Origin of the sequence: Wolbachia endosymbiont (group B) of Eupithecia inturbata, from assembly GCF_964030915.1 — a bacterium.
GTDB lineage: Bacteria > Pseudomonadota > Alphaproteobacteria > Rickettsiales > Anaplasmataceae > Wolbachia.
In genome coordinates this window covers 391,838-403,606 of sequence record NZ_OZ034987.1, presented here as the reverse complement: position 1 = coordinate 403,606, position 11,769 = coordinate 391,838, and the positions used below count along the sequence as shown (strand labels likewise).

The following is an 11,769-nucleotide window of genomic DNA, read 5'->3' as shown; positions in this document are numbered from 1 at the left end:
TCACACCCACTTGACAAGAGGCGGCATCGACATCATAATTGCATCGGGGTTACCATTAGTCATTAAACCAAACCTTGTACCACGATCATAAAGAAGATTGAACTCCACATATCTGCCACGTTTTATCAATTGTTCTTCTCGTTGTTCTTTTGTCCAAGATTTTTGCATATGTTTGTGTATGATGTGTAAGTAAATTTCTAAAAAGGCTTCACCTACTGCTTTTGTGAACTCAAAATCATTTTTCCAGTTGCCAGAAGTTAGATTGTCATAAAAAATTCCACCAATACCACGTGGCTCTTTTCTATGTTGTAAAAAAAAGTAATCATCACATTGCTTTTTAAATTTCGGATAATATTCGATGTTGAACTCATCGCAAGTTGCTTTAATTGATTCGTGAATATACTTGCAATCTCCCTCATCTTTATAAATTGGAGTAAAGTCCATTCCTCCACCAAACCATTGTTTTGAGGTATATATCAGCCTTGTGTTCATATGTGCTGCAGGGATAAGGGGAGATTGCATGTGAGACACTAAAGATATACCGCTTGCCCAAAACTCTCCATTGCTTTCACTTGCACCAGGAATTTCATTAATGGCTGAGTCTGCGAGCTTTCCGTATACTCTTGAAACGTTTACTCCAACTTTTTCAAAAATATTACCAAAGATAATTGTAGATTCACCACTTCCTCCACCTGGTCGGTTCCAATTTCTTTTTTCGATTTTTGGTTCTGTGAATGACTGTAACTCAATTGATAAGAAAGATTCGGTGATCTTGTTTCTCAGTGCGCAGAACCATTCAAATGCTTGTGTCTTTTGTTTTTCCATAATGCCTTCTGTTGGCTTATTAATATTATTGTACTCTATATTTACAGGAATTAATTAGATTGGGATAGTAACTACCCATCAAGGATGTTAATAAATCTATAATAATTCAATCAATATAGTAGAATATTTTTATATGTGCAAGGATGCCAAGCAATAATAATGAGTAAAAGATACATAGATAACAAAAAAGAGAACAGAGTTGACTTCATACTAAGAAATTATGGGATGTCAATTATTGTGATGGCAGTCATTATGTTCTTACCTCCAATAGCAATATCAGTACTCTATTTTTCTAATGTATATAGTCAGCATGTTAATATAGAGATTAATTTATTAATTAGCATTCTAATGACTCTCTTTGTGGCATATAATATAAAACGTTACAAGTATCTACTTAATATCATAGAGTTTCAAAATGCAATATTTGCAAATGCGCTGAATCATAATACAGAGTTTTGTCTCATTTTACATAAAGATGAGGGTATTATTTATGCTGATGCGAGGTTCTACGAAAGGTTTAAAGATCACATAAACGATGATGTTACGCTAGATAAAATTCTTGAAGCAGGAGATGTGTCAGAAAAAGACAGAAAATCACTCTATCATGCGTTAAGAAATAACACTTCTGTAAAAGTATGCATTTCATTAAGCAAGAAGAGTAGAATATCTAACTTTCTTTTGCTCTCTGAACCAATACCGGATAATCCACAAATTGCTATAAATAGTAATAAGACTTTAAATTTATCATTAGCCCCAATAGCAAGACCGAATGGGTATTTTGTACTGAAGGCAACACAGGTAAACAAAGAGCAGGTATATGAAGAGTTGATAGAGAAACACAATATAGCAACTTACGTTGCAAATACAAAAGGAGGTATCTTATCTGTAAATAAAAGATTTTTAGACATGTTTGAACTAAAAAAATTGGAAAAAGGTAGCTCAATCAATGATTTTATATCTCAATCTAAGTATGACGATACAATAACCAAAAATGAAATTATGTTTTTTACTATAAGCGGTGCTCCATTTAAGGCTTATATGAGTACTGCTATATTTTGTGATAAATACAATCATAGCTATATACACGGCTTTATAACACCAACTGAATCAAATATTGTTGATTATCAACTACACCCTTGTTTTACAAATTCGTCAATTGCTATTGCACAATGCGACATAAATGGCAATTTTATAAAGAAAAATATAGCATTAGTAAAACTTGCGGGGTCAAATAATGGTTCTATCTTTGCATTGATATCAGATGGTTATCATATGAAAGTGCGTGAATATTTTTCAAGTAATAGGATAAATAATGCGTCCTTTGATGTGCAGCTCAATTGCGGTAATAACATGAAAATATATTTTAATAAGTTTCTTCATAATAAAGTGATGTTCATACTTTGTTATTTTATTGATAATACTGAACGTAAAAAACTAGAGATAAAACTTGAGCATTATCAAAAGGTGCAAGCTATAGGGCAATTAGCAGGTGGTATTGCACATGATTTCAATAATATATTAACCGGAATAATAGGATTTTGTGATTTGCTTTTACTCCAGCACTCAGCTAGCGATCCATCTTTTGGAGATATAATACAGATACAGCAAAATGCAAAACGTGGGTCAAATTTAGTAAGACAACTGCTTGCTTTTTCAAGAAGACAGACTTTGCAGCCAAAGATTATTAATGTAAATGGTACGATAGCTAATCTTTATGAAATGATCAAAAGATTAATAGGTGAAAATATAAAATTTAATATTTATTATGGTAGCGATTTGGGTGCTGTTAGGGCTGACCAAGGACAATTAGAGCAAGTTATGCTTAACTTAGCAGTTAATGCTGGTGCTGCTATGGAAAAGGGGGGAGAGTTAACTATACGAACCTTTAATCAAAAGGTTGATTCATTAAATTCTACACCTCAGGATATGTTTTCTCCAGATAAGGAAACGATTGAACATGGGAATTATGTTGTGATTGAAGTGATTGATACTGGATGTGGAATGACGAGTGATATAATTGAAAAGGCATTTGATCCATTTTTTTCTACCAAAGATATTACTTCTGGTACAGGTCTTGGCCTCTCTACTGTATATGGCATTATTAAACAAACCGAAGGATACATCTATGTTGCTAGCAAAGTGAATCATGGAACTAAATTTAGCATATTTTTGCCCATAGTTTACATATCGGATGAAAATGATAAAGAGGAAGATAGTAAAGAAATAGAGAAACCGGTAGAGATTAAAGGTAATGGTATAATTTTATTAATTGAAGATGAAGATTCAGTAAGGGAATTTACTGCTAAGGCTCTTACAAGAAAAGGATTTAATGTAATAGAAGCGAGTATAGGCAGCGAGGCACTAGAGATCATTAGAAAAAAAAATCAACACATAGATCTAATAATCACTGATGTAATCATGCCAGAGGTGAGTGGTCCAGAAATAGTTAAAGAAACATTGATACATAGGCCAAACATCAAAGTTATTTTTATTTCTGGGTATACAGAGGATGCTTTTTTAAAGAGCGATGAAATCAATATAGAAGACTTCCATTTTTTACCCAAACCATTTACTCTGAATGAGTTAGGAAATAAGGTTCAAAGTGTGTTACACAAGACAAAAAAAGGCAGTTTACTTTGAGCATGATTGGCAACAAAAAAATTTTTCTAATGCAAAAATTTCTTGCATATATACAATAGAGTTATTTTATACATAAGATAAAAGGCGTGAGCAAGATCATTGCAATAGTAAATCAAAAGGGTGGAGTTGGTAAAACTACAACTAGTATAAATTTATCAACAGCCTTTGCTGCTGTGGGAAAAAGTACTTTACTGGTAGATCTTGACCCTCAAGGAAATGCTAGTACAGGACTTGGGATTTCTTATCGTAGCAGGGAAGAAAAAAATATATATAAAATACTGCTGAGCAGCGAAAGTGAATTGGTGGAATCGGCAATTTTCAATATAAAGGAAATTCCAAATCTATCGCTGATTTCATCAGTGGTTGACTTATCAGCTGCAGAAATTGAGCTATCACAACTTGAGCAGGGAAAATTCGTACTAAAAGATACGCTAGAGAAAGTACGTAATAATTATGAGTACATAATTATCGATTGTCCTCCATCACTTGGTCTGCTTACTATCAATGCTCTGACCGCTGCTGACTCGATTATTGTTCCTCTTCAGTGTGAATTTTTCGCTCTGGAAGGATTGAGCCATTTAGTTAAGACTGTAGAGCTGATAAAAAGAAATAACCTAAACCCTTTCCTGTTAATAGAAGGAATATTGCTCACAATGTATGACAGACGCAACAAACTTAGTGAGCAGATTAAAAATGATATTTGCCAATATTTAAATGATAAAGTATATAAAACTATTATCCCCTTGTATGTGACCATTATTCCACGTAATGTACGGTTATCAGAAGCGCCTTCTCATGGAAAACCTGCTATTGTATATGATCTTAAGTGTCCTGGTGCACAAGCATATATAAGTTTGGCAAAAGAAATTTTAAAGAAACACATGAGCATCTGTAAAGAGAAAAAGCTGATAAGTGAGGGTGCAGCGTGAAGGACAATAGGCGCTTAGGTAGAGGTCTTGCTGGCCTCATAGGCGATAATTATGGTAATAAAGAAGATCGGTTACCTATTTCATTACTACACCCGAGCAAATTTCAGCCGAGAAAATATTTTGATGAGGAGTCATTAAAAGAACTTGCAGGTTCGATAGAGAAAAATGGTATAATACAACCTGTTGTGGTGCGCAAAGATCCAAATAATGAAGGTTATGAAATAGTAGCAGGGGAACGTCGTTGGCGAGCAAGTAAGGTCATAAATCTTGATAGTGTGCCGGTTATCATAAAAGATTTAAATGACAAGGAATGCTTAGAAGTATCGATAATTGAAAACATACAGAGGCAAGATATTAATCCAATAGAAGAAGGTGAGGCGTACAGAAAACTAATAGATGAATTCTCCTATACACACGAAGAATTAGCCTTAACTTTAGGTAAAAGCCGCAGTCACATAACCAATATGATACGAATGCTGTCACTCCCTAATGGAGTAAAAACAATGATCAACGAGAAAAAATTGTCTATGGGTCATGCAAGAGCATTGATTAATGTTGAAAATGCGGAAAGTATTGCAGAAAGAATAGTTTCTCAGGGCCTGAGCGTTAGACAAACTGAAAAATTGATAAAAGACTTACAACAAAATAACGACCGAAAAGAGCATAATTGTACTAAAAATCAAGATATGGCAGCATTAGAAGGAGCTATATCTTCTCAGCTTGGTTTAAAGATCAAAATTAATGACAGTAATTCTAAGGGTAAAGTCATGATACGTTATAACAACTCAAATGAATTGGATTTTATATTGAAAATTTTGAATAGAAGACTTGAATCAGCTATTAATGTCGAAAGTAGCTCATAGAAATTTCTTGACAAACCTTCCCACTTTCCTTGCAATGGAAGTGAAATGGTGGAGTTTGTCAAGTAAGTTATTTCGTTTCTACCTTCAATAAAAATTTGCACGCAATAGCACAGAAGCATACGTTGCTATTCCCTCATTTCTTCCAATAGAACCTAATTTTTCCGCTGTGGTTGCTTTGATATTTACGAATTCACCATTAATTTCTAATATTTTTGATATGAATTCCTTCATTCCTGCTTTGTAAGGCGATATTTTAGGCTCTTCACAAACTATAGTAATATCTAAATTAGACACGCTATATCCTTTTTCCTGTGCTTTTTTAGCAGCAAAGTCAAGAAAATGAGATGAATTGCAATCCTTCCATTTAGAGGAATTAGGAGGAAAATGTTCTCCTATATCGCCACATCCTAGTGCTCCGAGTATTGCATCAACGATTGCATGTATTGCAACATCACCATCGGAATGTGCCTCTATTGCCATATTATGCTCAATTTCCACACCACAAATTTTTATAAAGCTCTTAGCATCATTTTGAATTTTAACAAATTTATGTATATCATAACCGGTTCCGACACGGAATTTTGGCTCTCCAAAGAGAAGTTTTGCCATATTGATATCCTCTTTTGTAGTTAACTTAAAATTCTTTTTCTCACCTTCAATAATCGCAACATGTTTTTTATGCTCCACCATTAGTGATGAATCATCAGTAAATTCTTTGACTGACTGATGGCACGATAATAATTCTCTGAAATTAAAAATTTGAGGGGTTTGTATGGCTCTAAGTTTTTCTCTTGAAATCGCAGATTCAACGAAATTATTACTCACCAACGATATAGTATCCTCGACTTCTATTGCTGGAACTACTCCTGTATATTGACCATTAATCATAGATTCAATCAAGTTATTTATTAGAATATTTGATACAAAAGGCCTACAAGCATCATGTATAATAACAAAATCTGGATTGATCTTTTGCAAACTCTCCAGTCCAAGTTTAACTGAACTCTGCCTGCTTTTTTCTCCACATACTGGACTCAGCAATTTAGTATCTATAGTTGATGACGTAACTTCTTTATAGAAATCTTTTTGACTTTCATTTACTACCACTCTTATGTAACTTATGTACTGATTAGCTAAGAATTTTCTAATTGTGTGAAATAAAACAGACTTACCTGCCAGTTTTATATACTGTTTAGGGATTTTGGCATTGCATCTACTGCCTACTCCTGCTGCAACTATTAATGCTGCTATCTTGTATTCCTCAAGTCTGTTAGTGTACATGCTTATCATTTTCGTTGTTAATACAAGTTATCTAGCATTTTAAAAAAGTTTGATCCAATTCTCAAAAAAGAATATTCTTTTACTAGGTGTAATATATGTTAGAGGGAAATAATGCACGTTGCTAAGTATAATAAAGAAAATGAGATACATCTTATATTTTTTCATGGAATAGGTGATAATTATAAAAATGCGTCCAGGTATATACAAGATAGATCTACATATCTCCATAGGTCTAATTTCTACACTCATGCACATAAATACCCAATTGCATTTCAAAACTATATAACTTACGCAATAGCTAGTTTCTTATTTTTAGGAATATCCATATTATCACCCGCTCTGATATTATTTACCAACCCAATGACGTCTAGGACAGCGAATTCAGCAATATTAGCAGCTTTGATTTGCACTTTTTTGTCTATATCAATACTCATGATTCCATTTATAAATAAGAATAAAAGCTTATCTCAGTCTTCGATAAAAAAAATCAATGAATTAATGGACAAGGGTGTAAAACCTGAAAACATCATACTTTTCGGCCATTCCTTTGGAGGAGCAGTTGCATCAGAAGTATTAAAATATTTTACAGACAAAAATATTAAACTTGGAGGCGTTATTTTTACTAGCACTTTCAGCTCTTTTCATAATGCAATAAAGCATTTTCCAATTCCTCAAGCAAAAATTTTAAGTGTACTGCCCTCATGCTTATTGAAAAAGATGCTTAAGGTCCTAAATTTAGATTTTGATATAGTAAGCAATATACAAAAGCTACAAAATGATAATATACCAATAGTAGTCATTAATCATGAAAGAGACACCTTAATACCATATCCTGCACAATTGGCAAAGGCAGTAGATGATCTATTGTTAAATAGAAATTCGATTAAGATCGTTAATCTGAGAGGCTTTACAGATAACCCGCATAACGGAGTTTTATCTAGTTGGCAATTGAGTGAAAATTTGGCTGATCTCATGCCTAATAAAATAATGAATAGATAGTACTTACAAAAAACTGTATATTTTTCGGTAAATTAACTATTCTAAACACATGCAAAAACGTCATATAACTATTTGTTGTGTACTGCTTTTCATAATAGGGGCATTATTTTTGATGCGTCCTATGATTGTTCCGTGTCTAATATCTGTTTTTGTTGCACATCTATTTAACCCGCTAGTAACCAAGTTTGAAAAATATAGAATACCACGTTCATGTTCTGTAGTTTTTATAATACTTACCTTATTGATAGCTTTTATATTAGTTATCACATTTGTTTTACCTATTATATATTTTCAAATTACTTTAATATTAAATTTCTTAGTGAATAAGATACCTTCATTAAAGCTTAAAGTGATTCCTTCTGTGCTAGAATTTCTTAATATAAAAACTGAAGATAGTTTATTTGATCACTTGTCTAAAAATCTAGTAGAAAATTACAGTGATTATATATCTTATTTTATAAATGCTCTTAGCATGGGCAGTAATCTTATAATTCAAGTGCTAAATTCAAGCTTTAATTTGATTTACATGGTATCATTAATAGCTATTACGCTTGTGGTGTTTTTTTATGTATTACGTGATTGGCCTGCAATTGTAGAAAAGGCTAATAAACTAATTCCCATTCTTTACAGAGAAAAAGCTGCAGGTTATTTTTCCAAAGTAGATTTCATTATATCTAATTACCTAAAGGGACAGTTAAACGTATGTATAGTCATGATGATCTTTTACTCCGTGGGCCTTAGCATAATTGGGCTGAAGCATTCTGTAGCTATTGGAATTTTATCAGGAACATTAACATTTATACCCTATATAGGGCCATTATTATACACTATTATCGGATTTTTGAGCGCCATTACTCAATTTAGTGGATGGTTTGAAAGTACTGCTGTCTTGCTATTATTTAGTGTTGGTCAATTAATAGACTCAAGCATATTAGTGCCTTTATTAATAGGAAAAAAAGTTCATATACATCCAACTATCATTATTTTAGGAGTTGTCATATGCACCTCATATTTTGGGTTTATAGGTATATTATTTTTTATTCCAATAATAGGAATGTTCATTGTATTAGTAGAATATGCAATCAATAAATATTTTGAAAGTGAGCTTTATAAAAATGGCTAATTAGTTCACGATAAAAAGAAAAAGGACCTCTGATACATTATAGAGATGGTGCGACCTGAAAGTCTTCGGTCATATTGTTTAAAAGGAGAGGAATTCATTCAGAAAGAAACTGAAAGGATTCTAAAACTTATTAAACCAGATGTTTTGCCGTCTGAGTCTACGCATCAGTGCGAATCGGGCAACCGGTTGGTGCCAAGCGATGCGGACAATGAACCTCCTCTTGAAAAAGAAGATGCTCAATCGTGAGAGGGGCATAAACTGCAAGCATCATGTGGTTGGAGGGCTAGGCTAGTGGTATGGTGAACGTAAGTGAAGCTTTATAAGTACCGATACGATGAAAGAGCTAAAGATGCTGATAAGCTCTGACCAAAAGGTAATGTGGATAAGTTACATTTTTCATTTCTAGATGTACGCAAATAATAACTCCACCGGTATAGAGAAGCCACCTAACCCACTATTGTATGACTGGAGAAACAGGGTAAGCCTGTATTTTCGCCTACATGGCAAGCAAACCGCAAGGAATGCTGATGGAAGTGCAGGTAAAGGAGAATGGAGAAAGCGAATGCCATTTTGTAACGAAATGGATAGAATTTGTAACATTAATTCGCGTGAAAACGAGCAGACTTCCGTTTGGTCCCTCGTGACAAGAAACTTTGTTAACCACTTAAGGTAGGAAAGCAGATGATTACAAGTAAACCTGTAAGTGCATCTACCAAAAGCTTTGAAGCATGGAAGCAGTTGCCATGGAAGAACTGCCAGAAAGTTATTGTGAGGCTACAAAGACGTATTGTTAAGGCTGTCCAAGAAGGAAGATGGGGTAAGGTAAAAACTTTACAACATCTTCTCACACGCTCTTTTAGCGGAAAAGCTTTGGCTGTTAAGAGAGTAACTGAAAACCAAGGAAAAAAACACAGCGGGTGTAGATCGTCAACTATGGTCAACTTGCAATGCTAAATTTCAAGGAATAAAGCAGTTAAAGCAAAGAGGATATAAACCTTCTCCGCTAAAACGGATTTATATCAGTAAATCTAATGGCAAAAGAAGACCTCTTGGAATACCCACGATAAAAGATAGAGCCATGCAAGCATTATATCTGTTTGCTCTGGAACCGATAGCTGAAACGATCAGTGATCGTCACTCCTATGGCTTTAGACCTAAAAGATCCTGTGCAGATGCTACAGTAGCTTGTCATTTGTTACTGGCAAGTCGTAATCAACTACAATGGATACTTGAAGGTGATATCAAAGGATGCTTTGACAACATTAATCATGAATGGCTTATGAAGCATATTCCTATGGAGAAAAAAATTCTGCATAGTTGGTTAAAAGCTGGCTTCCTAGAATCAAAAACTCTGTATCCCACAACTGCAGGTACCCCGCAAGGTGGTATAATTTCTCCAATACTAGCCAATTTAGCCTTAAACGGACTTGAAAAGTTATTGGAAAGTCGATTTGGTAAACTCGGCAGTAGAAAAAGAAACAAAATCAGAAGTGGAGTGAATGTAATCAGATACGCAGACGACTTTATTATTTCAGGTTTCACACATGAAGTACTGGAAAAGGAAGTTAAGCCTTTAGTATCATCTTTTCTTCATGAGCGAGGTTTAATTCTGTCAGAAGAGAAGACAAAGATTACATCTATCACAACAGGGTTTGACTTTCTTGGTTGTAATGTACGTAGATATAATAAGAAGTTAATTATTAAACCTTCGAAAGAAAGTATTAAAAGACTTCTTAATAAAGCACGTACATTGATAAAAGCAAATATAGCGAACACTCAGGCTATAGTAATTAAGTCACTCAACTCTCTACTGAGAGGATGGGGAAATTACTATCACCATGTGTGTGCTAAAAAAGCGTTTAGAAAGATCGACAATGAAATTTGGCATAGTTTATGGAAATGGGCAAAGAAAAGACATCCTCGTAAAGGATTACGTTGGATAAAGAATCGTTACTTCAAAGTAATGGGTCAACGCCAATGGGTTTTTGCTGCACCCCTATGCAAGAACAAACCAAAAGAGATACGGTATTTAAGACTGCTTAAGCTGATTGATATACCTATCAGACGACATGTTAAAATCAGAGCGGATGCAAATCCCCTTGACTTAAAATGGAAAAAGTATTTTGATGAGAGAGTGAAACGAACAAGAATGTTAGCAAGCTCTTTCTCAAGAGAAGGTTCTCTACTGTTGGTGTCACCATTAAGAATGATGTTTCCTGAGGAATCATGAAGGACAAGCCGGTTCTAGAAAAGAAGAACTTAGATAAGGGGCTCAAGCGTAGTGTTGGGAAACCTGCATGCTGCGTTTCTAAGGGAGGGGGTAGTAGTAATACTGCTTCCTTACCTGACCAGTTTACTAAGACCAAAGGCTTCGAAAAGCGTGCTCAATATTATGCTGCTAAAGCCTATTCAAGTCAAGCAGATCAAGGGAATGATTATCATAACCTCAAGGAAATAATCTTTATAGCTGTTGCTGATTGCATTATTTTTCCAGATAAGGCTGAGTACAAATCAAATCATGTCATCTTGGATAAGAATAGCTTTGAGCACGACTTAAAGGACTTCTACTTTGTATTCATTGAACTACCAAAATTTACAAAGACGAAAGAAGATCAACTAGAAAATATAGTAGAAAAATGGTGTTATTTTTTTCGATATGCAGCAGAAACAAGGGAAGAGGACCTAGATAAAATAGTTGGTAGTGACGTAATAATAAAACGAGCTTATGAAGAGATGAATAAGTTTAATTGGTCAGAAGAAGAGTTACTAGCATATGAACAAATGAAAAAACGCATAATGGATGAGATAGCTGCTTTTGCTCAAAAGTTTGATGAGGGTCTTAGAGTTGGAGAAGAAAGAGGCATCCAAATTGGCCATGAAAAAGGTAAAATTGAAGGTAAAATTGAAGTTGCAAAAAACTTACTGAAAGCTAGCGTATCTGTTAACTTAATAGCTGAGTCTACCGGCCTTTCGATAGATGAAATTGAACAACTCAAGAAAAAAGCCTAAGTATTGCAACTCCCTTAAAGCTCTATCCATTTTTAACTTATTATATTTCTTTATCCACTAGTCTAGAGCCTATATCTAACTCTTCCGCTATTCTCGCTAT

Annotated in this window: 11 protein-coding genes; 9 read left to right on the top strand and 2 right to left on the bottom strand. The window is 34.1% G+C overall.

Annotated features, from left to right (window positions below):
* Positions 1-825: an oxygen-dependent coproporphyrinogen oxidase gene (hemF, locus tag ACQH21_RS01925; RefSeq protein WP_425384386.1), complete on the bottom strand. Its 825-nt coding sequence runs from the start codon at positions 823-825 to the stop codon at positions 1-3.
* Positions 826-984: 159 nt separating this feature from the next.
* On the opposite strand from hemF, the gene ACQH21_RS01920 reads away from it, so the two are divergent.
* The 3 genes from ACQH21_RS01920 (at position 985) to ACQH21_RS01910 (ending at position 5,257) form a co-directional block, all read left to right on the top strand.
* On the top strand, positions 985-3,465 hold the full coding sequence (locus tag ACQH21_RS01920) for a response regulator (RefSeq protein WP_264686748.1): 2,481 nt from the start codon (positions 985-987) through the stop codon (positions 3,463-3,465).
* 86 nt (positions 3,466-3,551) lie between these two features.
* On the top strand, positions 3,552-4,394 hold the full coding sequence (locus tag ACQH21_RS01915) for a ParA family protein (protein WP_010404000.1): 843 nt from the start codon (positions 3,552-3,554) through the stop codon (positions 4,392-4,394).
* Positions 4,391-5,257, top strand: coding sequence for a ParB/RepB/Spo0J family partition protein (locus tag ACQH21_RS01910; RefSeq protein ID WP_264376151.1), 867 nt, complete (start codon positions 4,391-4,393; stop codon positions 5,255-5,257). Before ACQH21_RS01915 ends, ACQH21_RS01910 begins: the two co-directional genes overlap by 4 nt.
* 84 nt (positions 5,258-5,341) lie before the next feature.
* Here ACQH21_RS01910 and ispD read toward each other — a convergent pair whose 3' ends face one another.
* On the bottom strand, positions 5,342-6,547 hold the full coding sequence (ispD, locus tag ACQH21_RS01905) for a 2-C-methyl-D-erythritol 4-phosphate cytidylyltransferase (RefSeq protein ID WP_264377591.1): 1,206 nt from the start codon (positions 6,545-6,547) through the stop codon (positions 5,342-5,344).
* Positions 6,548-6,649: 102 nt separating this feature from the next.
* Between ispD and ACQH21_RS01900 the strand changes: the two genes are divergently transcribed.
* From ACQH21_RS01900 to ACQH21_RS01875, 6 genes are all read left to right on the top strand, one after another.
* Positions 6,650-7,537: an alpha/beta hydrolase gene (locus tag ACQH21_RS01900; protein WP_265014937.1), complete on the top strand. Its 888-nt coding sequence runs from the start codon at positions 6,650-6,652 to the stop codon at positions 7,535-7,537.
* Positions 7,538-7,586: 49 nt separating this feature from the next.
* Positions 7,587-8,660 carry an AI-2E family transporter gene (locus tag ACQH21_RS01895; protein ID WP_264377590.1) on the top strand — a complete coding sequence of 358 codons (1,074 nt, stop codon included), beginning with the start codon at positions 7,587-7,589 and terminating at the stop codon, positions 8,658-8,660.
* A 48-nt stretch (positions 8,661-8,708) separates the two neighbouring features.
* Positions 8,709-8,906: a hypothetical protein gene (locus ACQH21_RS01890; RefSeq protein ID WP_230609272.1), complete on the top strand. Its 198-nt coding sequence runs from the start codon at positions 8,709-8,711 to the stop codon at positions 8,904-8,906.
* A gap of 435 nt (positions 8,907-9,341) precedes the next feature.
* On the top strand, positions 9,342-9,614 hold the full coding sequence (locus tag ACQH21_RS01885) for a reverse transcriptase N-terminal domain-containing protein (RefSeq protein ID WP_425384047.1): 273 nt from the start codon (positions 9,342-9,344) through the stop codon (positions 9,612-9,614).
* Positions 9,550-10,890: a group II intron reverse transcriptase/maturase gene (ltrA, locus tag ACQH21_RS01880; protein ID WP_425384540.1), complete on the top strand. Its 1,341-nt coding sequence runs from the start codon at positions 9,550-9,552 to the stop codon at positions 10,888-10,890. Before ACQH21_RS01885 ends, ltrA begins: the two co-directional genes overlap by 65 nt.
* Positions 10,887-11,669, top strand: coding sequence for an Rpn family recombination-promoting nuclease/putative transposase (locus tag ACQH21_RS01875; RefSeq protein ID WP_425384385.1), 783 nt, complete (start codon positions 10,887-10,889; stop codon positions 11,667-11,669). Before ltrA ends, ACQH21_RS01875 begins: the two co-directional genes overlap by 4 nt.
* Positions 11,670-11,769 lie beyond the last annotated feature (100 nt).

Coding starts and splice junctions, on each gene's coding strand:
- ispD (WP_264377591.1), bottom strand. CDS start 6,547: ATGATAAGCATGTACACTAACAGACTTGAGGAATACAAGATAGCAGCA.
- hemF (WP_425384386.1), bottom strand. CDS start 825: ATGGAAAAACAAAAGACACAAGCATTTGAATGGTTCTGCGCACTGAGA.
- ACQH21_RS01875 (WP_425384385.1), top strand. CDS start 10,887: ATGAAGGACAAGCCGGTTCTAGAAAAGAAGAACTTAGATAAGGGGCTC.
- ACQH21_RS01900 (WP_265014937.1), top strand. CDS start 6,650: ATGCACGTTGCTAAGTATAATAAAGAAAATGAGATACATCTTATATTT.
- ACQH21_RS01920 (WP_264686748.1), top strand. CDS start 985: ATGAGTAAAAGATACATAGATAACAAAAAAGAGAACAGAGTTGACTTC.
- ACQH21_RS01895 (WP_264377590.1), top strand. CDS start 7,587: ATGCAAAAACGTCATATAACTATTTGTTGTGTACTGCTTTTCATAATA.
- ACQH21_RS01885 (WP_425384047.1), top strand. CDS start 9,342: ATGATTACAAGTAAACCTGTAAGTGCATCTACCAAAAGCTTTGAAGCA.